Below are 22,534 nucleotides of genomic sequence, written 5' to 3' on the forward strand. Positions count from 1 at the left end.
ATAATGTCCAATTGATCGAGAATTCTATCGGTTTGAGTTAAATTACTATTACAAATAGGTCTACCTATGTTTAAAAAAATGTCGTTAAAAAATAAACTGGCGATTTCAGCCAGCGCTGCCATTATTCTTGGGGGATTACTCGTTGAAGCATTGTCGTATCGAGCTGCACTGGAGCGATTAGATATTGATGTTGAACAACGATTACAAAGTACCACCGCTTCTTATAACCAGTATGTGACGGACTGGTTACTGTCGAAAGAGCGTGCTTTAACCTCGCTGTCGCAAGATGCCGAGAAACAAGCCATCGTGACACATTTAAAACAAGTTCGAGATTCTGCAGCGTTTGACAACGTATTTCTTGCTTACCCCGACGGTTCGCAAAACAACGCTAATGGTGTCATCTTGCCGCCGGGGAACGATGATCCGCGCAAATGGGGCTGGTATACAAACGCTAAAGCAAACCCATCAAAAGTGTTTATGGATAACCCAACCGTTGCTGCGGCAACGGGCGCTAATGTGGTTTCATTAGGTAAGGCACTGAATTTACATGGCCAACAAGTCGTTTTAGGCGCCGACGTAGAAATTACTGACATCCTCAACAGCATGAAGCAAGTTATTTTGCCGGGTGAGGGGTATATGTTTATTGCTAACGATAAAGGCAATATTTTTACCCATAGTGATACTAAGCTGCTCAATAAAAGTGTTTCTGATCTGGGTTTAAATTTCGCTGATATCCGCCAAGCGATTGCGAAAAGCAGCGATTTATTGGTGGATATTCGAGGTGAGGAGTATGTTCTCTACGCCCGAAGCATCAACGGAACGAATCTCAGTACTGTTGTGGTCATCAATCACGATTCGCTCATCGCACCTTTATCTGAAGCTACTTTCAGCCAGCTCATTGTTACTGCCGTTGTCGTCATACTCTGTACTCTGCTGTTCAACTTATTATGTAATATTTTGTTCCGTCCTTTGAATAATGTTTCTCAAGCGTTAGCACAAATTGCAAACGGTAGTGGTGACTTAACCCAACGTATTGAAGTAGAGAACAGCGATGAAGTAGGTGAATTGGCCAGAAACTTCAATACCTTTGTGGAAAGCTTACAACAACTTATTGGCCATATTCGTCACCAGTCTCATCAATTGGAAGCGCAATCAGAACATGGCGCGCATCGCGCTAATCAATCGGCATCAGAGCTTAGTCACCAGCAGCAAGAAATTGTGATGGTCGCTACTGCGGTCACTGAAATGGCGTCGGCAACGCAAGAGATAGCCTCTCACGCAGAGCAAACGGCAAGAGCAGCGCAAGACTCGGCAACCAGCACCAATAATGGACATGCTTTGGTGATTCATACCAAAGGCTCGATCAATAACTTGGCAAAATCAGTGAGTGAGGCCAGTGGCGTGATTGCCGCACTAAACCAACACGCGCAAGAGATTTCGACCGTACTGGCAACTATTCAAGGCATTGCAGAGCAAACCAACTTACTTGCGCTGAATGCGGCTATTGAAGCTGCGCGAGCGGGTGAGCAAGGCCGAGGTTTCGCCGTGGTAGCAGACGAAGTCCGTGTGCTTTCTCAGCGCACCCATACTTCTACCGAAGAGATAAAATCAACCATTGATACCCTGCAAGAAACCACTAAACGTGCGGTATCGTTGATGCAAAGCAGCTCAACGCTCGCTGAGAACTCAGTGGAAGATGCCGATAAAGCATCCGGTGCGCTTGAAGAAATTAAAGCAGCGGTTGCCTTGATCAGTGATATGGCGACGCAAATTGCGACGGCAGCCGAAGAGCAAACGCATGTAACTAGTGAAATTACACAAAATGTTACTTCTATCAAGGATGTGACGGAGCAACTGGTCATTGGTGCAGAAGATAGCTTGAGCCAATCCAATGAACTCAAGCAGCAAGCGGAAGAGCTGAGTGCAAAAGTGGCGACATTTAAATTAGCGTAACGGTTGTTTCTTTCTTATTCAAAAGGCTCTGCGGAGCCTTTTTTTGATCAGATTGTTATGTTTTCTCACTTGGTGAGAAAGCAAGTCTGTTATTAATCTTAAATTCTCGATATATAAGAATCATAGTTGAGGCGTGGAATAAATGAGGCTAAAAAGAAAACATGAACGAAACGAAATTATCGGCCAGCCAAGTTAATGAAAAGTCACTGCAATTATTGATGCAAGTGGCGGTAAATGAAGAGCCAGTATCAGCGAAAACCTTGAGCGAACAATTGCAAGTTCCGCTGAGTAGTTTGTACCGACATCTGAAGATTTTGAAAGAGTGGAACTTGATCGAAGAGAGCCCACACGACAAAACGTTGATCATCGGTTCGGCGGCTCTACTTTTAATGCGCAGTTATGAAACGAGTCAACACAATTTAGATGCAGTCGATGCGGTGTTAAGTCGATTACAGAAACAGACAGGCGAAATGGCGGCATACATGGTTCCGGTGGGATACCGAGCCTTGTGCGTTAGCCAAAAAGAAAGTATGCAGGCACTTCGATGCAGCTTCGTCCAGGGTCAAAGTCAACCCCTGCTTCGAGGTGCCTCATCTAAAGTGATGTTGGCGTATTTACCCGCTCCGCGCTGTGAAAAAATTCTTCGTTATTTTGGTGAAGACCACCAAATGGAAAAATGGCAGACAGAGTTGGAAAAAATACGTCGTAATGGGTACGCCGTGAGCACGTCAGAAATTGATCCTGGCGTTTCCGGAATTAGTGCCCCCGTAATGAAAGGGAGTAAGTTGATCGGCGCAATTTCAGTGATGGCTCCAGCCCATCGTGTTGAAACCAACAAGCAGCGGATCATTTTACATGTATTACAGGCAGCAAGAGCGTTGCCACCAGAAAGGTAATTCATAATGCTAAGTTTATTCAAACGCTACCGTATGAGTCGTACACAGAGCCAACCCGCTTATCCATTCACGTTCATGACACTCTGTGAACAGATAAAGCCAATGTCTCAAGTAGAGTTTGAATTTGCTCAGCAGAGCCTTGAATTTGCATCAGATTGGCTCTATCAGCGTCAATCCACGCCTTGTTACTCTGATGCGGGACATATAGTCGTCAAAGATAAAAATGCCACCCGTTTTCAAGACACCTTGAGTCATCAATTAGCACTGAGCTCAGTGCCCGTCGTACTAGCGAATTGTCACGAAATGCTGCTCAATGCATTACCAGTGATGGCTTTTGAGAATGACGAAGTTGGTATTGTGAGTATCGGACATCATTTTGAGCTGAAACAAACGCTGGACCTACAAGTTGGCTCTGCATTTCATTTTGCACTCTCTCGTTATAACAATACGCGCCTATTTTGTATTGGAATTGATGAAATGCATCAATCCAACCAAGTGTGGGAGTATGCAGAAGATTTAGGCTGTGATTGGTTAACGCTGAATGAGTGTGGTTTTCGTCATCGTAATCAACTAAAAAGCCAATTAGGTCACTACATAGAGCATTGTGATCAATTGATCGTGACGATTGATTTAGCCTCTTTAGTTCCGGGAGTGGGGGTTGATGAGAACAACGCGTTAGATAACCAAATGGTACTAAGAACGTTAAGGCAATGTGCGCTTTCGGGCAAGGTAAAGCTTATCCAACTGGTGGGGGCGAAGGATAAATTGATTTATTCTAAGCAGACCAAAGAAATTTTAGATGAGCTATGTGCTTTATCGCCAGATGTGATCCACGCTGCGTAGTGGCACTGTCACCGTTAAGCAATGTAAATTTAACTTATTTGTCACGATAGACCGCTAAGCTGCTTGCAAAATCCAATAACAAGACAAGTAAAGTCAAGGAGCAAACATGTGGAAGCGTGAAGAGCAAGAGTCTCAATTTAGTGAAATGATCGAAGCGAGACTCTCTCGCCGCCGTTTTATAGCGGGTAGTGCGGCAGTCAGTGCAGGCGCGTTTTTATCTTTAAATCCAGTTGCTAAGGCTGTGGCGGCAAAGTCGAGCTCTTCACTGCTCAACTTTGAAGCCATTCCTGTCTCAACGGCAGATGCCATCGTTGTTCCTAAAGGGTATAAAGCGACCCCGTTGATTTCATGGGGTGACCCCATTTCTGTTGATGCTCCTGAGTTTGACCAAAGTGGTAAACAAGATTCACGAGCACAAGAGCTTCAATTTGGTGATAACACCGATGGCATGAGTTTCTTCCCTATTTCAGATAATCGCGGTGTACTTGCGATTAATAATGAATACACCAACTACGAATACTTGTTTGATCACAAAGGTAAATCGATGACAGCAGATGATGTGCGTAAAGCGCAAGCTGCGGTCGGCGTTACTGTCGTTGAAGTGATGAACAAAAATGGCCAGTGGACGGTTGACCGCGCAGGGAAGCGTAACCGTCGTATCACGGCAAACACACCAATGCTGCTCACTGGGCCAGCTGCAGGCCATACGCTAATGAAAACCGCCACTGATCCTAAGGGCTTAAATCCACTGGGAACTTTTAACAATTGTGCGAATGGTCAAACGCCGTGGGGGACATACTTAACGTGTGAGGAGAACTTTGATGATTTCTTTGGTAGTAACCAAGATGGCGTGAAGTTAACGGCTGATCATAAGCGTTATGGTATTGAAGCCAAACCCAGTGATTATCAATGGCACCAACATGATGAGCGTTTTGACGTTGCGAAAAACCCCAATGAGCCAAACCGCTTTGGTTGGGTAGTGGAAATTGATCCGAACGATCCAACATCGACGCCACTTAAACGCACGGCGTTAGGCCGTTTCAAACATGAAAATGCGGCGCTTACTCTCAACAAAGATGGCCATGCTGTGGTCTATCTGGGGGATGATGAACGCGGTGAACATCTATACAAATTCGTTTCAAAAAATCGCTACCAAGCTGGTAACGATGCGGCGAATCGCAATTTATTAGAAGAAGGAACCCTCTTTGTCGCTAAGTTTGATATGAATGAGAAAGAACTGAAAGGCTCGGGAAAATGGCTTGAACTGACCTTTGGTAAAAATGGTTTAACGCCAGAAAATGGCTTTAAGGACCAAGCCGAAGTGATGATTTTTGCTCGCCGCGCAGCGACTCAAGTGGGTGCTACGACAATGGATCGTCCTGAATGGGTTGCGATTCACCCTGATAATAAGCACGTGTTCTGTACACTGACCAACAATAAAAACCGAGGTAAAGAGGGGCAACCTGTGGGTGGCCCTAACCCTCGCGCTAAGAATAACTATGGCCAGATTCTGCGCTGGATGCCAGCCAATGAGGATCACACTAGCACTGTGTTTGCATGGGATCTGTACTTGATTGCGGGCAACCCAACGGTACATAAAGGCGATCTCTATGCGGGCAGCGACAATATCTCAGCAGACAACATGTTCAACAGCCCTGATGGTATCGGCTTTGACAAAGCGGGTCGCTTGTGGATTCAAACCGATGGCAACTATTCCAACAAAGGGGATTTTGCTGGGCAAGGCAACAACCAAATGTTGTGCGGGGATCCAATTACTGGTGAAGTGAAACGTTTCCTAACTGGGCCGATTGCTTGTGAAATAACAGGGTTAACTTTTTCACCGGATCAAAAAACCATGTTTGTTGGCGTTCAACACCCTGGGGAAGATGAAGCGCCATCGCATTTCCCATACGGTGGAACCACCAAGCCGCGTTCGACCATTATGATGATCACTCGTGAAGACGGCGGGGTGATTGGCGCATAAGCCCTGATCATTTTCCTCTGAAGGGAGCTGCGGCTCCCTTTTTAACATTCCTGCTGTCGGTCAACGCTGTTGCCATCATCCATTCACGGTCTTAGCGTCTCCTATCTTGCACGAAAGAAGACGTTGTTTCGGTTAGGCAGGACATGGTCTGGTTTGCCTTTTCTACACGTTATGTATGAACTCTTTGTGTCAGGAAAATAAGTAAAAAGGGTGAGATCGGGGCGATTATTTTCCCTCAAATTGACAATTGCTTGATACGTTCTTTGCGTGTCGTCCGTTATTATGCTGATCTTCAATAATCCAGCGGTGTCTATTGAGCGTGAAAAAGCAAATCCAAATGAAAAAATCGGGCTTAGTACTCTTAGCCTTGTTCTCGTTGCTGTTAGTTCCCATCTCATTGGTTGGGTCTTCGATTGATTTGACCACGCCAGTGAGCGAGGGCGTCGGTGTATTTTTTACCTATTTAACCGATTCGGCCGGTTGGCAAGGTTTTGGCTTTACCTTTGCTTTGTTGGCTTTTTTGGCAACACGGACAGCGACTTCCCGCATTGAACTGCTTAACCGCATTATTCAAATTGGCTTGTTATTGGTGATTGGTATGGCTGCCAAAACGGGTTTAAAACATCTGACAGAGAGCCCTCGTCCATACACCGAATTAATGACGTATGAGTTACTTATCCCAAACCCTGCGCATTTTTATAAATTGAGTGAATTACAAAAAGAAAGTGTGATGACCGACATCGCAACCCAAGTCAGTGACTGGCGTTTACGTCATTGGCAGGGTGAAAAGGACTATTCATTTCCTTCTGGCCATACGATCTTCGCTGCTATTTGTCTGGCTTTCTTTGGTGGCCTGTTTATTGAACAAAAGCGCTATATTTTTGCGGCGGGTCTACTGCTTTGGGCCTGTGGGGTCGCCTTTAGCCGCTTATGGTTAGGGATGCATCGTCCGGTTGATTTATACGGTTCCTTGCTGTTTGTCAGCATGATTTACCTTGTGATACCCAAAGTGTACCCCTTAGATCACCCTAAATTAAAACCACTATTAACGCGTCTTCATCTCTGTTAACGGGTCACGAGCCATCATAAAAAAGCCAGCACATTTAAACGTGCTGGCTTTTTTGTAATCACATTCAATCACATAAGTAACGGCAATCAGGCAAAGAAGGAGGAAACCACACCAATCAAACCACCGAATACTCCCCCCCAAACAACCAACCAGCCAAGGTGCTGTTTAATCATCTTCTGTACCATCTCTTTCACCAATTTAGGCGTGAGTTCATTGAGACGTTGATCGATGATGTTTTCGATGTTAGCGGTGATCTCTTCAATCATCTCAGGAGCTTCTAACTGCTCTTTGAGCGCTTGTTTAACGCTATCGCTTTGGCTGATATCAATCATAGATTGCTGCATTTTTTCGACAAACGGTTGCTTGAGTGGTTGTAGCGCGTCGGTTCCACCAAACATCGCCAGCATGCCGCCAAATGGAGAGTTTGCAATCACTTCGACCAAAGAATCAAAGGTTGGGTTGAAGTCAACTTTGGCAATCACAGGCTCAAGATCCAACGTTTTACTGCCCGTCATCTCTTTACTGAGGAAGCGGTCAATATTGGACTGGGTGAAAAATTGCTCCATCATCAGGCTCTTGATTGCGGTTTTGAACTCTTCAAAGCGAGCAGGTATCACACCCGAGCCATAGAGTCCTGGCACTTTTTCAAACAGCATGTGAATCGCAAGCCAGTTGGTGATTGCGCCAGAGAAGGCAAATAAGCCCGCATACAGCGCAATAGTGTTATCCAGTTGATAGCCCGCTGCAAGGAGCGCTAGCGCAATGATATTAGTGAGTAAGCTCTTGTTCATAATCCAAATCTAGTTAAATAAAGGGAATGGGCGAATTCTAAGGAAAAAGAGTCAATTGTGGAAGCATCAACGGAGCGCAAACTCCGTTGATAAACCATTAAGCAATCTCAACGTCGTCGCAACCGATAAAGCCACCCGTTTGGTGCGCCCATAGGTGTGCATAAATGCCGTTTTGAGCGATCAACTCTTGGTGTGTGCCTTGCTCAACGACGTTACCTTTATCGAGTACAATCAACCTGTCCATTGCGGCAATGGTTGATAAACGGTGAGCAATGGCAATCACGGTTTTGCCTTGCATCAGCTCATTTAAGCTCTCTTGAATTGCCGCTTCCACTTCGGAGTCGAGTGCGGATGTGGCTTCGTCGAGTACCAACAGTGGCGCATCCTTTAACAGCACGCGGGAAATAGCAATTCGCTGGCGCTGGCCGCCAGACAGTTTTACGCCGCGCTCGCCCACTTGCGCATCATAACCTAGGTTACCAAATGGGTCGGTGAGTGTTTCGATAAACTCATGTGCGTGTGCCTGTCGGGTGGCTTGCAGCAGTTGTTCTTCACTTGCATCAGGGTTGCCATACAAAATGTTATCGCGGATCGAGCGATGCAGCAGTGAAGTATCTTGCGTCACCATACCAATTTTGCTGCGCAACGAATCTTGGGTGACGTCATTGATCGCTTGCCCATCGATGCGAATTTGCCCACCTTCAACATCATGAAAACGAAGCAGTAAATTGACTAAAGTTGATTTTCCAGCGCCAGAACGCCCTACTAAACCCACTTTTTCACCCGGTTTAATAGTCAGGTTTAAATGGTTAATAACGCCTTTATTCTCGCCATAGTGGAAACTCACGTCATCAAATTCGATGCCACCTTGTGCAACCTGCAACGGTTTTGCGTTGGGTTTATCTTCAATGGTGATCGGTTTCGAGAGGGTTTTCATGCCATCCACGACTGTGCCCATGTTTTCAAAGAGCGCACCGACTTCCCACATGATCCATTTCGACATGCCATTAATGCGCAATGAAAGGCTGATCGCAATCGCGATTGCACCAATACTGATGGCACTCTGCATCCATAGATAAATCGAAGTCGCCGCAATCACGAACACCAAAATATAGTTGGCGAGTTCAACGCACAGGTTAAAACCAGTCACTAAACGCATTTGGCGGTGAACCGTGTCTAAAAAGCTCTCCATGCCTTGTTCGGCATAGTCGGTTTCTCGGCGGGTGTGTGAGAACAATTTGACCGTGGCAATATTGGTGTAGCTATCGACAATGCGCCCCGTCATGGTTGAGCGAGCATCGGCTTGTTCTGATGCCACTTTTTTAAGCTGTGGTACAAAGTGAAGTTGAATGCAAATGTAGGCCGCGAGCCAGACTAGCATCGGCACCATTAAACGCCAGTCTGCTTGCGCCAACATCACCACAATCGCAGTGAAATAGACTGACACATAGACAAACACATCCAAGGTCTTCATCACTGTTTCGCGGATGGATAACGCCGTTTGCATTACTTTAGTGGCAATTCTTCCCGCAAAGTCATCTTGGTAAAAAGAGAGGCTTTGTTTGAGCAGATAACGGTGCGCTAACCAACGGATCGACATGGGATAATTGCCGAGCATAGTTTGGTGGATCAACAGTGAATAGATGCCAATCAAAAGTGGCATGATCACGAGTACCAAAATAGATAAACCGATCAAGGTGTCTCGGTTCTCAGTTAGGAAAGTCTCTGGGTTACTGGATGAGAGCCAATCCACCAGTTGGCCCATAAAACCGAACAGTGATACTTCAACAACGGCAATTAACGTGCTGATTAACGCCATTAAAATGAGTGGTTTTTCAAAGCCGCGCGTGTAGTAACGACAAAAGGCCCATAAGGTCGCAGGAGGCTGTTTGGGTTCCTCTTTGGGAAAGGCTTGGGTAAAGCTTTCAAATTTTTTATACATCGAAAATCCTTATGCCAATTCTCGCTAAAGTATGAGAGACCAAAAGCCTAGAACGCGAGAATCTAACGTTGAACTCCTATAAGGGGAGCAAATGATGGAGTAAGCCGAACAGAAGTATAACGAAATCACAACATAAGTGGCGGATTACTTTTCGCGCTTGGCTCTAGAAAACGGCGCCTGATTAATACTGTGGTCAATGCAGCAAGCATCGGCTCGAATGGTCAGTAACGTCCATCGGGTGAAAAAATGAAGCGAGTTAAATATCGTTATCGACGATAAGAGAACCATAAACGAGTTGCGTTACTTTTAAGTGAGTTTTTATTGTGAATATTTTTTAAATAAGGGTGAATATTTTTAGATGTGATGATGATTTTGCCGTAATTTTTAATGTGAAAAATAGTTTTCTCAGTAATTAATAGGAGTTATTCGATGAAATAACCCAAAATTCAGTCAATGTTGTTTTAACATTATGCTTACAATTGGCCTAAAGTGAGTAGAAGGGAAAGTTTCTATGATGTTGCAGGAACAAGTGATCACACAGCCAGCCGTGAATACGGTGCAAAATGCCAATTGTGTCGTAATGGTGCCGCCAAAAGAGTTCAAATTTAACGCTCAAACGGCGCAAGATAATGAATTTCAACACCAAGTTGCATTGAGTACCGAACAAGTTCGCATCCAAGCCATGGCCGAATATCAAAGCATGGTTGAGACACTGCGTCTCGAAGGCGTACAAGTAGTGGAGTTTGATTACCCATTATCTGAAGTGGAAACGCCAGATGCCGTCTTTCCCAATAACTGGTTTAGCACTACGCCAGAGGGAACTTTGTTTACCTTTCCGATGGCTTGTAAAAATCGACAGCAAGAAGTGCGCCCACAAGCGTTGGTTGAAGCTCTTACTTTGTCAGGCCGTAAGGTATTGGCGCAAGATTCGTTGCTCGCGTATCAAGACCAGCAGGCTTATCTTGAAAGCACCGGTGTGATGGTGATGGATCACCTTAATCGAACCATCTATTCGGCGTTGTCACAGCGCTGCGACCGTGAAGTGCTAGAGGAGTACGCCAAACGTATCGGTTATGATCGCGTGGTCTCTTTTCAAACGGCGTTGCCTTCAGGCCAACCGGTTTATCACACCAATGTGATGATGGCGGTTGGTGAAGCATTCTGCGTGATTTGCGATGAAGTGATCCCGGAGTTTGAACGTCGTTTTGTGGTTAAATCACTGGCTAAAGATAAGCAGATCATCTCAATTTCACTTGAGCAGATGAACTGTTTCTGCGGCAACATTTTACAATTAGAAACGGCGGCAGGGGATAAAGTGATCGCTATGTCGCAATCGGCTTTTGATGCCTTTTCGCTGGCGCAGCGTGCGCAGCTGGCCAGTCACGGTAAGTTACTGCCGTGTAATGTGAAGACCATTGAGGATATTGGTGGTGGTTCGGTGAGATGTATGTTAGGGGAAGTGTTTTTGCCTTCTATTGGCTAAGATTGATGTACTCAACGCCATTTTTGCCATTTTTCTTCACCTGATACATTGCTTGGTCGGCCAATTCATATAAGGTTTCAAAAGTATGCGTTGAGGTTGTGAATTGGCAAACACCAATACTAAAGCCAATTTGCACTTCTCCATGGCTTAATTTTAGTGGTGAATAGGCTTTGGTGATCAAACTGTCGATAAACTGCTTTAACGTTTCTGTGCTTTGATTGATGCACAAGAGGACAAACTCATCGCCGCCCAAACGAGCAATCGATGATGGTTGAGGCGCATTTTCTTGAAGCCATTGAGAAACTTGGAGCAGCACGAAATCCCCAGCTTGGTGCCCAAGATGATCATTGACGGTTTTAAAGTCATCCAAATCGATAAAAATCAGTGCCGCAGGGTGTTCGACAAGATCATTCATCTCGTCAAACTTAGTTTCTAACGCCTTTCGATTTAATAGGTTGGTTAATGGATCTTGCGCAGCGAGTTTGGAGAGTTCTAATTCATAATGTTTTTCATTGGTAATATCCGTGTGGGTGCCCATCATGCGCAGCGGCTTTCCATTCTCATCATATTCAACGATTCGGCCGCGATCCGACACCCAGCTTTGACCTCCATCTTTGCGGATCATCCGGTGTATGACCTGATAGGTGTCAGCCTTGCCATTCAAATGGTCCTCAAAAGCGCCCACGGCTAAGTCATAATCATCAGGGTGGAGTTTGCTTTTCCAAATGTCGACGGTAGCGTCTAGCTCGTGTGATTGATAGCCAAGCATATCACCCCATTCTCTATTGAATATTTTAAGGGTTCCGCTAGGAATGTGTTGTTCCCAAAGACAAAGTCCAGTGCCTTCTAGCGTTGCATTCAGTTTTTCTTCAAGAGAGCTGTTTTCTTTTTTGAGATGCTCAACTTGCTCTTCAAGCTGCTTGATTCGTTTTAAGTACTCTTCCATAAACCGTGATGAACCGAGTCTGCATTTATGTCGAGTGTGCCACAGTTTGCCGATGGATTCACAAGGTTGTTGATATCTTGTTCAATATACATCTCATTTTTTCCCGTGGGTCACAAAGCTTATTTGGTTTGAATAAATTTGCTGTAGGTACTGACTCGGCCGTTGATGTACTCAATACCGCAGTGAATGCTCTGTTCGTTATTGCCAACAATCTGATATTCGACAATAAATTCACCGCTGATCACTTTGATAAATAAGAAACCGTCGATGACTTTCCATAATCCTTGCAGTGTTTTTTCACCAAACAGATCTCGCTCGACCAACGTGCCATTAGGCTTTAAATGCAAAGCGGAAGAAAAACCGTCTACATTCACTTTTACCCAAGTATGCTGGTGAGCCTCAAAGCTTAATATTTTGCGTCGACACTTAACCCACTCTGCCAGTGCTTGTTCTTGGGTTGGGGTGAGCGTAGGGAGCGCTTCCATTTCTAAAAGGGTGTGATGCTTTTCATACCAGAAGAGTTGTAAGTGAAGTAATTTCATTGGTTCTCAGAGTGTTATGCATCGGGGCGTTATCAAAAAGCAACTCTGCGCGATTGTGTTGGTGATGTCAATATTTGCCAAGAAAAGCTACCGCGCTCATGGGGGAGAGGGCGCGGTATTATCCAATATGAGGATGAAGGATGCATAAAAGATGCACCCGAGCACAATTTATAGGTTGAATAAATGAGCTATAGGTTGAATAAACGAGGCGAATCAGCGGCATCGCAGGCTTGATTTAGCCGATGCTGCGCAACACGAATATTGTGTTTCCAATGTTCATCTTGCGCCCACATTTCGATCACCATCGGCACAACACAGTTTGCCTCTTTCAGCGTTTGGGAAATAGCATCGAAATTGACTTCTCCTTCACCAATCACCAAGTCTCGAAATTGGCCCGTGGAACTAGAGGTGACGCAATGAGTATCTTTAAGGTGGATCTGAGTAATGTGTGGCATACCAAGTGCCAATTCAGTACACACATCGTAGTTCCAACCTGAAATGTTGCCTACATCTGGATACGCCATAAAATAGGGGGAGGGTACTTCCCGCTTTAGTATTTCGAACTTGCTCAGTGAATTAAGATAGCTGGTATCCATGATCTCCACTGCCAGCATCACACCAGCACGCTCGGCCAGTTTGGCGGCAAGCTGCATGCCTTCAATGAAACGTTGATGAGTTTCTTTATTAGCGGGTTCGTAATAGACATCATAGCCTGCGAGTTGGATGGTGCGAATGCCCAGTTTGTAAGCTAAGGTAATCGCTTTCTCCATGTGCAGAATGGCTTGCTCTCTAATGGCGGGGTCTGACGAGCCAAAAGGAAACTTGCGGTGTGCACTTAGGCACATCGATTGCAGCGGGATTTGGTATTGCTCACACCATCTTCGTAGCTGATAGATGGTTGCATCATCCCAGTCTAAGCGTTGACGACGTTCATCCGACTCATCGACGGATATCTCTAAAAAATCAAACCCCAGCTCTTTCGTTGTGGCGAGCTTTTCTTCCCAACTGAAATGATTGGGTAGCGCTTTTTCATACAACCCGATACGTTGGCGTGGCAAATGCTGATACATACGGCCTCCTAGCACCAAAAACGATCGATTTGACTGCGCAGTGCTTCGGCAGTGACGCGACCTTTTTCACCGACCAATGCACGCCCCGCAATGAACGTTTTGGCCTTAATGCCTTCAAATAAATAGAGATCATCTGGCACGATGCCACCTGTGATGGAAAGCTCAAGCCCCATATTCGATAGGGTTCGCATCTTCTCCACATCTTCGCCTGTCCAACCAATACCAGCCAGTTCGGCATCTCTTGAACGGTGATAAATGGCTTGAGTGATGCCAAGGTCAATCCACGCTTGTGCATCAGCAAAGGTCCAGTTGCCGTAAATTTCGATTTGGATTTCGCCATCCAGTTCATCGGCGACTTTCTTACACGCGCTGATGGTGGCGATATGCGCTGCGGCAGAAACGGTGATCCAATCCGCGCCAGCTTCAAATGCCATCCGCGCTAAAATAGCGCCGCCATCGGTGGTTTTCATATCGCACACTAGAATATGGTCAGGGTGATTATGGCGTAACGTTTTGACGGCCTTCATGCCTTCAGCAAAGGCGAGGATGGTGCCCACTTCGATGACATCAACAAAGCTTGCTACGTTTTTTGCCACTTCGATGGCAGAAATAAGGTCAGTTTGGTCGAGAGCGATTTGGATCATTGGTTTAGTCATGAGAGTTATCCTTGAATTTTGTCACGGATCAAACGGGCGAGCCCGTCGTGATTGTTATCGGTTGTACAAATCAGTTTGGCGTGGGATTTCACCGTATCGTCGGCATTGAGCATCGCCACACCGAGCCCGGCGTAGTCGAGCATTGAAATGTCGTTATGGTTATCGCCGACAGCCAGCACGTGATTAGCGTGGTAGCCGAGCGATTGCACATATTCAGCCAAGCGCTGACCTTTACTGTTGCCTTTGGCAGCAAAGTCGACGCGATTCGACCATGAACGCTCACCGTTGAATGTCTCTTGTACCCAAGCTTGTTGGGCAAGGCGTTCAACGGAACTCGGTAGCCCTTCAACTACAAATTTCCAAATAAACGTTTCTTGCTCGACGCGGTGACGAAACGAGTCAATTTGCTCGATTTTGGGCTGTGCCGTCGGTGGATACTGGTTGGCCCATTTTTCTAACGCTTGCATGTAGGCGATTGGGCTACGCTTGGAATAGGTCATCGCGTCGGTCACATACATCACCAGTTTCATTTGAAACTCTTTAGCCAAAGCGAGAAAGGTCAATGCATCGTGCTTGGTGATGGCATTGTGCTTGAGCACTTTTTCATTTTGGTAGTCATACACATAAGTGCCGTTGCAGCAGATGATGGGGGTTGTGAGCCCCAATTCTTGATAATAGGGTTTAGCCGCCGTGTGGTGACGGCCAGTCACGATCACCACGTGGCAGTGTTGCTGCGCCTGTTGAATCGCTCGCTTTAGCTGAGGATGAATGGTGTGTTCATCAGTCAACACCGTGCCATCAAGGTCGAGCGCGAGAACTTTATACATAGCCGCTACCTTTGACCGTAGTAAGCGTTATCACCATGCTTACGTTGATAGTGTTTATCGGATAATTCCGGTTGAATCTTGATGCCACTGTTGAGTGAACGAGTCGCCAGCGCCATGGCAGAAATCTCCTCCAAGACGACGGCGTTATGAACCGCATCGTTAGCATCTTTGCCCCAAGAGAAAGGAGCATGCCCGGCGACAATCACGCTTGGCACTGCCATCGGATCAATGCGACGATGTTTGAACTCTTCGATGATCACAAGGCCGGTATTTTTCTCATATTGGCCAGCGATTTCATCGCAAGAAAGTTTGCGTGTGCAGGGGATGTCACCGTAAAAATAATCGGCGTGAGTGGTCCCTAAAGCAGGAATGTCGATGCCCGCTTGCGCCCAAATAGTGGCACTGCGCGAATGGGTGTGTACCACGCCGCCAATCTCTGGATAAGCTTTATAGAGTTCGAGGTGAGTGGCGGTATCACTGGATGGATTAAGTGTGCCTTCCACAATCGCGCCGTTAAGGTCAACGATCACCATGTCATCGACTTTCATCACATCGTATTCTACGCCGGAAGGTTTGATGGCGATGACGCCCTTCTCGCGGTCTATTTCTGATACATTGCCCCAAGTGAAAGTGACTAAACCGTATTGGGGAAGCTTAAGATTTGCCGCAAATACTCGCTGTTTTAGTTCGCTATACATGACATCCTCACTTGACCAATTGTGCCGCTAACGCTTCATCAATTACTTGGTAAACATCCTGCGCGGTACGACAACGGCGCAGTTTATCGAGATCAACGCCAGTCTCGCTCTCTTCATCATCCAGCACTTGGGTTACTTCCATTAATCCTTCCATATGCTGATCAGACGAGCTGCCCGCTAAGGTGATCAGCACATCGACTGGTTCATCTTCGCCGTCAAAATAGATAGGCGTTTGTAGCGTCACTAAAGCAAAGGCGGTTCTGATCACGCCATTTTCAGGACGAGCATGAGGCAGGGCAAGATTAGGCGCGATGACGATATACGGGCCTAATTGTTCAACGCTGCTGATGATGGCATCGTGATAGCAGGGGTGGATGGCTCCTGATTTGATCAGCCTATCCGTACCGATTTTGATCGCCTCTTGCCAAGTGCTCGCCTGTGCATTTAATTGGATGGAATCATTGTCGATCAGTGATTGTTTCAGTCCCATGGTTCTATCTCCAGAGTGGGTGCCAGTGCGTCTGGCACCTATTGTTGTTTTTGTACTTATCGTTTTGTAGTAAATAGCTATTTCAAAGTGACAAAGTTTTTATCGATGATATCGAGCAGCTCATCACCAAAAGAGTTCGGATTCAGCATGTTTTGTACGCCGAGCACAAATTTGCCTTCTCCGGGCTCCATCTCACCAGAGAGATGTTTTGATGAGACGATGATGTCGGTGGTGGCGAGCTTAGATTTATAATCAGACACTGCGCAGGAATCCATCACGTGTGGAATGCCTTTTTTCTCCAGATACTTACCGATTTTCATCTTCATCATCATTGAGGAGCCTTGCCCATTACCACACACGGCTAAAATGCTGACCGGACGTACGCCATCACTGACTTTCAGTGCTTGTTCGACGGCGGCGATGACGTCTGGCTCGTCACTGATGTTTACCAGACCCTGCGCATCTTCCTCTTCACGCAGCTTTTTAGAGGCGAAGAACATGTACACCCCAGCCAATGCAATTAGCACAAAGAAGAACAGTTTTGAGGCGGATAAGCCTTGCATGATTGGCGGGAAGACTAACGCCCAGTCGGCCATGCCCATCCAGCCGCTAAATTCAGTGCCGTATTGGTTGAAGATGTGAATGGCCCATGCGGACCCCGCTACTTCGATGATACCCATCACAAAACAGATCTTCATGACCGCGCGCCAGCCGCCAAAGTGGTTAGCAAAAACACCAATGGTGGCGTTGGAGAAGAACATCGGGATAAAGCCGGGAATGATCATGATCGGTGCATCAAAAGCGAGCATGGCCAGCACCGCGGTAAATTGACCAATCGCGCCCCACATAAAACCAAACACCATGGCATTAGGTGAAAATGCGTAGATAGCGGCGCAGTCAATGGCTAAAACCGCGTTAGGGATGACGCGCTCTGAGATACCTTTAAAGGCTTCAGACAGTTCAGCAACGAACATGCGTACACCTGCAACAATCACTTGGATCGCTACCGCAAATTTAAGACCAGTTTCCAGAATGTAGATAGACCAATGGGTTTTGCCCGCCATTGCTTGCAGGTTGTCTAAACCAAATGAGAGCAAAATAATGCCGAAAAATAGCGTCATCACAATCGCGGTTGCGGCAATGCTGTCGTGGAAAATGTGCAACCATTTAGGCAGCTCAAGGTGGTCGACACTTTCGTTTTTATCGCCCAATTTGGGGGCAATCTTAACTGCAATCCAAGACGCGACTTGTTGCTGGTGGCCGATGGAGAAACCGGCTCCACCCGTGACGGCTTCGGTGGGTTTGAACATAATGTTGGAGGAGATAGACCAGTAGAGCGCCATCAAAACAGCCGAATAAAGGATGGTTTCCCACATGCTTGCGCCCAGCACAAGGTAGAACACCGCAATTAACCCTGCCTGTTGGAACATAATATGCCCCGTTAGCATGATGGTGCGAATGCCTGTGTAGCGGCGCAGCAAAACGAGCAAGATGTTGATCGCCAGTGCCAGTAGCACGGTATAGCCGACCCAAGAATAATCATCCCCCATGATTTCCATGGTGGCCATCATTGAGGTGTACGGGTCGATAACCGAGCCAGTTAAACCATGATATTCCGATAATTTCTCAATCACAGGCTTAAAGCCTGCCACTAAGGTCCCTGCACCCACCTGTACCAACATAAAGCCGACGATGGTTTTGATCGACCCTTTAATGATGGTGGTGGTATCTCTTCTTAATAACCAGTAACCGATAAGGGTGACTAAGCCCAGCAGCAAAGGTGCTTTAGTCATTACTTGGCTATAAAAAATGTAGAAGATATCGTAGATGAACTGCATATCTTTACCCCTTGATTCTCTATTTATCGTTATGTGTATTCCCGTCTTACTCGAAGCTGGGTGTAGGTCAGAGTGAATCAGCAAGGTGATGCCGATTTCAATCCTGTTTTGCTCACGAAATAGACTTTACCAATCAAAAGTAATCATTCAATGCTCATTTGTGATTATTTTGATTTTTATCAATTTCTTCGCCAAATGGAGACATTATTTGATACTCAAGTCACAGTTAAAATTTTATTTAAAATAAAATCAATTAGTTAGGTTTTATTGTGAGCGAGAGGGAAGTTTTGTTCGTCCAGTGTTTGACATTGTGATGGATGAGAAATAGAATCAAAAAAAATCATAAATAATCACCAAGTAATCACTTGATGAAAAGATAAGGTGATAACCATGAACGAAGTACAGAGACATAACGAGATACTGTCTTTGCTAGACAATATGCGCACCATCAACGTCACGCATATTATTGAGAAATTTAACGTGTCACCAGCAACGGCCCGCCGCGATATTTCTAAGTTAGATGAGCTAGGTAAGCTGAAGAAAGTTCGCAATGGTGCTGAACGCTTAGAGATTAGAAAGCGAGCGTGGACGCCGTTAAATATCGACAGTACGGACCATTTCCATGAAAAATCACAGATTGCCATGGCTGCGGCTAAGCTCTGCAATCCAGGTGACAGTGTGGTAATTAACTGTGGTTCGACCGCCTTCTTGCTCGGTAAAGAGTTGTGTGGCCAAGATGTTCAAATCGTGACTAACTATTTTCCACTGGCCAGTTATCTTATCAATGAAGATCACGACGATGTGATCATCATTGGTGGGCAGTACAACAAAGCACAAAACATTTTCCTCAACCCCGCCCCTGATTCGTTAGGTGGTTATGCCGGACATTGGATGTTCACCAGTGGTAAAGGGCTGACGGAAAATGGCCTATACAAAACCGATATGCTCACCGCCGTTGCCGAGCAACAGATGCTAGAGCAAATCGGTAAGTTAGTGGTGGTAGTGGATAGTTCTAAAGTTGGGCAGCGTACGGGCATGCTATTTTGCCCCGCCAGCAAGGTTGATATTGTTATCACTGGCAAAGCCGCCGATCCGCAAGTTATCCAAGCGCTACAACAGCAGGGGACAGAAGTGATTCTGGTATAGAAAGCACTTCGCTCTACACATTCTAATAATAAACACAGGCTCAGTGTCTTCACCTTTGGTTAAGACGCTTGGCTCCCTACATCCAAAATTTGTCTAACTGATCGTGAAATAAAAGGTGTTGCTATGAGTAAAATTGATGAAATCACACGCGATTCATGGGTTCTCAGTACGTTTCCTGAGTGGGGAACTTGGCTGAATGAAGAGATAGAAAAGACCGAAGTGGAAGCTAACACCTTTGCTATGTGGTGGCTTGGTTGTACAGGCATTTGGCTAAAAAGTGCCGGGAATACCAATCTTTCGATCGATTTTTGGTGTGGGACGGGTAAGAAAACGCAAAAGAATGCCTTGATGAATCAACAGCATCAGATGATGCGTATGGGGGGCGTGCGTGAACTGCAACCCAACTTAAGAACGTCTCCTTTTGTGTTGGACCCATTTGGCATCAAAGAGATTGATGCGGTACTGGCGACGCATGATCACGCTGATCATATCGATATTAATGTCGCAGCAGCTGTGCTGCAAAACTGTGGTGAGCATGTGAAATTTATTGGGCCACAAGCTTGCGTTGACCTGTGGCAAGGCTGGGGAGTACCGAGTGAGCGCTGCATTGTGGCGAAAGTGGGTGATTGCATTGAAGTCGGCGATATCAGTATCCGAGTGCTGGACTCTTTTGATCGCACTGCGTTGATTACGCTGCCTAAAGGTGTTTCATCTTATGATAAGGGGATTCTTGATGGTATGGATGATCGCGCGGTCAACTACTTATTGGAAACCTCCGGTGGCTCAATCTACCACTCAGGTGATTCGCATTATTCGAACTACTATGCAAAGCATGGTAATGACTACAAGATTGATGTGGCGCTGCTCTCATACGGTGAAAACCCACGAGGCATCACAGATAAGCTGACTGCATCTGATATTTTGCGCGCAGGCGAGGCGTTAGATTGTGAAGTGGTGATCCCATTCCATCACGATATTTGGGCTAACTTCCAAAATGACCCGCGTGAAATTGAAGTATTGTGGCAAATGAAAAAAGATCGTCTGCAATACGGTTTTGCGCCATTCTTTTGGCAAGTAGGTGGTAAATACACTTACCCAACCGACAAAGGACGTATGCATTACCAGCATTTCAGAGGCTTTAAAGACATTTTTGTCGATGAACCAGAGCTGCCTTTCAAAGCATTCTTGTAATGTTCTGAAAGCAAAAATTAGAGAAGAGAAAGAGGCCAATTGGGCCTCTTTGTTTATTGGTAATCTCTTTGCTTATCGGTAATGATGTGCAGCACTTGATTTTATACTTCAGGTTGATAGTGCAAAATTGTCATTGATATAGGCGACTGTAACAACTCACCTTCTGCATGGCCGGGTTGTACGTTACGTAAATTGGTATCGCATATCACTTCCCAGTTTTGGTTACGATCTTTAGGTAGAGTAAAACGAGCTGGTGCATTGGTTTGGTTGATCAAATAGAGCATTTCAGCCCCATCCGATCCAATGCCCATCTGCAATGCCACAGAACTTAAGCGGTTCCAATCATCATGTTCCATCAGTGTGCCATCCACGCGTCGCCAGAATACGCGGTTAGCATTACGTTCCTCACCACTAAAAGCACGAATAAAGGGCACCATATAAAGGTGTCTTGCCGCCACCATTTGACTCAACCAATGCTTGAAGTAGCTTTTGCGTTCGGTCATGTTCCAGTCAAGCCAACTGATCTCATTGTCTTGGCAATAAGCGTTATTATTACCTTGCTGAGTATGAGAAAGCACATCCGCGGTGAGAATATGAGGAATGCCAAAAGCAAAAAGTAAGCTCGCCATCATATTGCGTTTTTGCTTTTCGCGGGTTGCTTTTATCACCATGTTCTCGGTTTCGCCTTCGACGCCATAGTTGTCGGAGCGATTGTCACCGTGACCATCTCGGTTTTGTTCACCATTCGCTTCATTGTGCTTATGCTTGTATGACACCAAATCTTGCATGGTGAAACCATCATGATAAGTGATGTAATTGACGGTCAGTTTGTAGGGCCAGTTTGCGGCACTGTACAAGTCGCGAGAGCCCATTAAGCGTGTGGCGAACTCTTTTAAATAGCCTTGATCGCCGCGCCAGAAGCTGCGTGTGATATCACGTAATTTGTCGTTACATTCATTCCAACCGAAAGGAAAATTGCCTACTTGGTAACCGTTTGGACCAATATCCCAAGGCTCAGCAATCAATTTGACGCGTTTTAATGTTGGATCTTGCGCCACCGCTTTAAAGAACGCAGCATCGGGGCTGAAATTATCGCCATTTCTTCCAAGCGTTGCGGCCAAATCAAAACGAAAACCATCGATTTGGTATTCGCTAACCCAGTAGCGCAGCGTGTCCATGACTAGGTTAAGGGCGGGTTGATAAGAGAGATCAATGGTGTTACCACAACCGGTAAAATTCGCGTAATGTTGGCCGTGTTTTAGATAATATTTAGGGTCGAGTGCTTTTAAATTGAAAATAGGCCCATCTTCGCCCCCCTCTGCTGAGTGGTTATAAACCACATCCAGTATCACTTCAATTCCGTGACGATGCAGTTCTCTGATAGCCGTTTTCAGTTCCGTTACCGCATCTTTTTGCGCATAACGTGGATCTGGCACCATAAACAGATAGGGGTTATATCCCCAATAGTTGACTTTGCCCATATCCAATAGATGTGGCTCATGCATACAAGCCGCGATGGGCAGTAGCTGTAGTGTGTTGATGTTTTGCTTGCGATAAAACTCCAGCATCTCCTCACTGATTAAGCCTAAATAAGTACCTTGTTCTGCTTTAGGCACACGTGGATTGAGTTTGGTCACCCCTTTGACATGGGTCTCAAATAAAATAGTCTTATCGCGAGGTATGTGTGGCTTTTTAGTTGATTGCCAATCGAATTGATCGTCGACCACGACACACTTAGGCAGCTCGAAACTCTTTTTTGAACTAAATGGTGTTTTATAGCCTAAGTTTTTATCTATCGCCTTCGCGTAGGGGTCGGAAATATAGTGCGGCTCGTCACCATTTAAAATGAGGTAACCGTATTTTTGCCCTGCTTTAATGTTTGGCACATGAGTGTACTTCACGCCCGCATATTCATTCTCTAACTCGTGGGTGGTGAAACTTCCCTGTTGATCAAACAGAGCGAGTAGAAGCTGTTTATTTGCTGGAGCATGAATAGCAAAATTGCAACCTGTGTTGTCAAGGGTTGCACCGAGTGGGTAAGGGCTAGAAATAGTACATTTCATATGGGCATCTTTAATTGTTATTTTGCTGCACGTCATCGCTTTAAGTAAAAAGCTTTGTTGATATTAGGTCAAGCGCCCAATGAATAAAATTTGAATGTAATTTTAT

Annotated in this window: 19 protein-coding genes; 8 read left to right on the forward strand and 11 right to left on the reverse strand. The window is 45.7% G+C overall.

The genetic code is table 11. The features are described 5' to 3' along the window. The first annotated feature begins 66 nt into the window (after nucleotides 1-66). From AACV20_RS12225 to AACV20_RS12245, 5 genes are all read left to right on the forward strand, one after another. A complete protein-coding gene (locus AACV20_RS12225; RefSeq protein ID WP_170898960.1) occupies nucleotides 67-1,953 on the forward strand; it encodes a methyl-accepting chemotaxis protein in 1,887 nt (628 codons plus the stop codon). Nucleotides 1,954-2,114: 161 nt separating this feature from the next. Next, entirely contained in the window at nucleotides 2,115-2,849 is a 735-nt protein-coding gene (locus tag AACV20_RS12230; RefSeq protein WP_010316838.1) for an IclR family transcriptional regulator, read from the forward strand. Nucleotides 2,850-2,855: 6 nt separating this feature from the next. Then, on the forward strand, nucleotides 2,856-3,692 hold the full coding sequence (locus AACV20_RS12235) for an arginase family protein (protein WP_013868324.1): 837 nt from the start codon (nucleotides 2,856-2,858) through the stop codon (nucleotides 3,690-3,692). A 106-nt stretch (nucleotides 3,693-3,798) separates the two neighbouring features. Continuing rightward, on the forward strand, nucleotides 3,799-5,676 hold the full coding sequence (locus tag AACV20_RS12240) for a PhoX family protein (protein ID WP_170907366.1): 1,878 nt from the start codon (nucleotides 3,799-3,801) through the stop codon (nucleotides 5,674-5,676). A 313-nt stretch (nucleotides 5,677-5,989) separates the two neighbouring features. Continuing rightward, complete coding sequence (locus AACV20_RS12245) at nucleotides 5,990-6,745, forward strand: phosphatase PAP2 family protein (RefSeq protein WP_081989708.1); 756 nt, start codon at nucleotides 5,990-5,992, stop codon at nucleotides 6,743-6,745. Between the two features lie 86 nt (nucleotides 6,746-6,831). On the opposite strand, the gene AACV20_RS12250 is transcribed toward AACV20_RS12245, so the two are convergent. Together AACV20_RS12250 and AACV20_RS12255 are read right to left on the reverse strand one after the other, a co-directional pair. Then, nucleotides 6,832-7,536, reverse strand: coding sequence for a DUF445 domain-containing protein (locus AACV20_RS12250; RefSeq protein WP_017049273.1), 705 nt, complete (start codon nucleotides 7,534-7,536; stop codon nucleotides 6,832-6,834). Between the two features lie 97 nt (nucleotides 7,537-7,633). Further along, entirely contained in the window at nucleotides 7,634-9,478 is a 1,845-nt protein-coding gene (locus tag AACV20_RS12255; RefSeq protein ID WP_064626585.1) for an ABC transporter ATP-binding protein, read from the reverse strand. 511 nt (nucleotides 9,479-9,989) lie between these two features. On the opposite strand from AACV20_RS12255, the gene AACV20_RS12260 reads away from it, so the two are divergent. After that, entirely contained in the window at nucleotides 9,990-10,961 is a 972-nt protein-coding gene (locus AACV20_RS12260; protein ID WP_170907367.1) for an arginine deiminase-related protein, read from the forward strand. Here the strand turns inward: AACV20_RS12260 and AACV20_RS12265 are convergent. The 8 genes from AACV20_RS12265 to AACV20_RS12300 form a co-directional block, all read right to left on the reverse strand. Then, nucleotides 10,951-11,907, reverse strand: coding sequence for a diguanylate cyclase domain-containing protein (locus AACV20_RS12265; RefSeq protein WP_170907368.1), 957 nt, complete (start codon nucleotides 11,905-11,907; stop codon nucleotides 10,951-10,953). The genes AACV20_RS12260 and AACV20_RS12265 overlap by 11 nt on opposite strands. Before the next feature lie 119 nt (nucleotides 11,908-12,026). Beyond that, a complete protein-coding gene (locus AACV20_RS12270) occupies nucleotides 12,027-12,449 on the reverse strand; it encodes a hypothetical protein (protein ID WP_017042894.1) in 423 nt (140 codons plus the stop codon). 188 nt (nucleotides 12,450-12,637) lie between these two features. Continuing rightward, nucleotides 12,638-13,519, reverse strand: coding sequence for an L-ribulose-5-phosphate 3-epimerase (locus AACV20_RS12275; RefSeq protein WP_029189691.1), 882 nt, complete (start codon nucleotides 13,517-13,519; stop codon nucleotides 12,638-12,640). Nucleotides 13,520-13,527: 8 nt separating this feature from the next. After that, the gene (locus AACV20_RS12280; protein WP_017048131.1) at nucleotides 13,528-14,175 is read right to left on the reverse strand and encodes a 3-keto-L-gulonate-6-phosphate decarboxylase UlaD; all 648 of its coding nucleotides are present in this window, start codon (nucleotides 14,173-14,175) and stop codon (nucleotides 13,528-13,530) included. A gap of 5 nt (nucleotides 14,176-14,180) precedes the next feature. Continuing rightward, nucleotides 14,181-15,002 carry a pyridoxal phosphatase gene (locus AACV20_RS12285; protein WP_094165663.1) on the reverse strand — a complete coding sequence of 274 codons (822 nt, stop codon included), beginning with the start codon at nucleotides 15,000-15,002 and terminating at the stop codon, nucleotides 14,181-14,183. Nucleotides 15,003-15,007: 5 nt separating this feature from the next. After that, the gene (locus tag AACV20_RS12290) at nucleotides 15,008-15,700 is read right to left on the reverse strand and encodes an L-ribulose-5-phosphate 4-epimerase (protein ID WP_013868339.1); all 693 of its coding nucleotides are present in this window, start codon (nucleotides 15,698-15,700) and stop codon (nucleotides 15,008-15,010) included. A 7-nt stretch (nucleotides 15,701-15,707) separates the two neighbouring features. Next, on the reverse strand, nucleotides 15,708-16,190 hold the full coding sequence (locus tag AACV20_RS12295) for a PTS sugar transporter subunit IIA (protein ID WP_170907369.1): 483 nt from the start codon (nucleotides 16,188-16,190) through the stop codon (nucleotides 15,708-15,710). 77 nt (nucleotides 16,191-16,267) lie between these two features. Continuing rightward, nucleotides 16,268-18,028: a PTS ascorbate-specific subunit IIBC gene (locus tag AACV20_RS12300; RefSeq protein WP_096037183.1), complete on the reverse strand. Its 1,761-nt coding sequence runs from the start codon at nucleotides 18,026-18,028 to the stop codon at nucleotides 16,268-16,270. A gap of 390 nt (nucleotides 18,029-18,418) precedes the next feature. On the opposite strand from AACV20_RS12300, the gene ulaR reads away from it, so the two are divergent. Beyond that, nucleotides 18,419-19,174 (forward strand): HTH-type transcriptional regulator UlaR, encoded by a 756-nt coding sequence (ulaR, locus tag AACV20_RS12305; RefSeq protein ID WP_026027147.1) that lies wholly within the window; start codon nucleotides 18,419-18,421, stop codon nucleotides 19,172-19,174. 123 nt (nucleotides 19,175-19,297) lie between these two features. Continuing rightward, nucleotides 19,298-20,365, forward strand: a complete 1,068-nt coding sequence (gene ulaG, locus AACV20_RS12310) for an L-ascorbate 6-phosphate lactonase (protein WP_013868344.1) — start codon at nucleotides 19,298-19,300, stop codon at nucleotides 20,363-20,365. Between the two features lie 101 nt (nucleotides 20,366-20,466). On the opposite strand, the gene glgX is transcribed toward ulaG, so the two are convergent. Continuing rightward, the gene (glgX, locus tag AACV20_RS12315) at nucleotides 20,467-22,464 is read right to left on the reverse strand and encodes a glycogen debranching protein GlgX (protein ID WP_017048138.1); all 1,998 of its coding nucleotides are present in this window, start codon (nucleotides 22,462-22,464) and stop codon (nucleotides 20,467-20,469) included. Nucleotides 22,465-22,534 lie beyond the last annotated feature (70 nt).

It is taken from the genome of Vibrio sp. B4-6, assembly GCF_963888245.1.
In the GTDB taxonomy this organism is placed as follows: domain Bacteria; phylum Pseudomonadota; class Gammaproteobacteria; order Enterobacterales; family Vibrionaceae; genus Vibrio; species Vibrio anguillarum.

Excerpts from the sequence above, each read along its gene's own strand:
- ulaG (WP_013868344.1), top strand. The coding sequence starts at position 19,298 with ATGAGTAAAATTGATGAAATCACACGCGATTCATGGGTTCTCAGTACG.
- AACV20_RS12290 (WP_013868339.1), bottom strand. The coding sequence starts at position 15,700 with ATGTATAGCGAACTAAAACAGCGAGTATTTGCGGCAAATCTTAAGCTT.
- AACV20_RS12275 (WP_029189691.1), bottom strand. The coding sequence starts at position 13,519 with ATGTATCAGCATTTGCCACGCCAACGTATCGGGTTGTATGAAAAAGCG.
- AACV20_RS12280 (WP_017048131.1), bottom strand. The coding sequence starts at position 14,175 with ATGACTAAACCAATGATCCAAATCGCTCTCGACCAAACTGACCTTATT.
- AACV20_RS12230 (WP_010316838.1), top strand. The coding sequence starts at position 2,115 with ATGAACGAAACGAAATTATCGGCCAGCCAAGTTAATGAAAAGTCACTG.
- AACV20_RS12285 (WP_094165663.1), bottom strand. The coding sequence starts at position 15,002 with ATGTATAAAGTTCTCGCGCTCGACCTTGATGGCACGGTGTTGACTGAT.
- AACV20_RS12235 (WP_013868324.1), top strand. The coding sequence starts at position 2,856 with ATGCTAAGTTTATTCAAACGCTACCGTATGAGTCGTACACAGAGCCAA.
- AACV20_RS12265 (WP_170907368.1), bottom strand. The coding sequence starts at position 11,907 with ATGGAAGAGTACTTAAAACGAATCAAGCAGCTTGAAGAGCAAGTTGAG.
- ulaR (WP_026027147.1), top strand. The coding sequence starts at position 18,419 with ATGAACGAAGTACAGAGACATAACGAGATACTGTCTTTGCTAGACAAT.
- AACV20_RS12225 (WP_170898960.1), top strand. The coding sequence starts at position 67 with ATGTTTAAAAAAATGTCGTTAAAAAATAAACTGGCGATTTCAGCCAGC.
- AACV20_RS12270 (WP_017042894.1), bottom strand. The coding sequence starts at position 12,449 with ATGAAATTACTTCACTTACAACTCTTCTGGTATGAAAAGCATCACACC.
- glgX (WP_017048138.1), bottom strand. The coding sequence starts at position 22,464 with ATGACGTGCAGCAAAATAACAATTAAAGATGCCCATATGAAATGTACT.
- AACV20_RS12260 (WP_170907367.1), top strand. The coding sequence starts at position 9,990 with ATGATGTTGCAGGAACAAGTGATCACACAGCCAGCCGTGAATACGGTG.
- AACV20_RS12255 (WP_064626585.1), bottom strand. The coding sequence starts at position 9,478 with ATGTATAAAAAATTTGAAAGCTTTACCCAAGCCTTTCCCAAAGAGGAA.
- AACV20_RS12295 (WP_170907369.1), bottom strand. The coding sequence starts at position 16,190 with ATGGGACTGAAACAATCACTGATCGACAATGATTCCATCCAATTAAAT.
- AACV20_RS12300 (WP_096037183.1), bottom strand. The coding sequence starts at position 18,028 with ATGCAGTTCATCTACGATATCTTCTACATTTTTTATAGCCAAGTAATG.
- AACV20_RS12250 (WP_017049273.1), bottom strand. The coding sequence starts at position 7,536 with ATGAACAAGAGCTTACTCACTAATATCATTGCGCTAGCGCTCCTTGCA.
- AACV20_RS12240 (WP_170907366.1), top strand. The coding sequence starts at position 3,799 with ATGTGGAAGCGTGAAGAGCAAGAGTCTCAATTTAGTGAAATGATCGAA.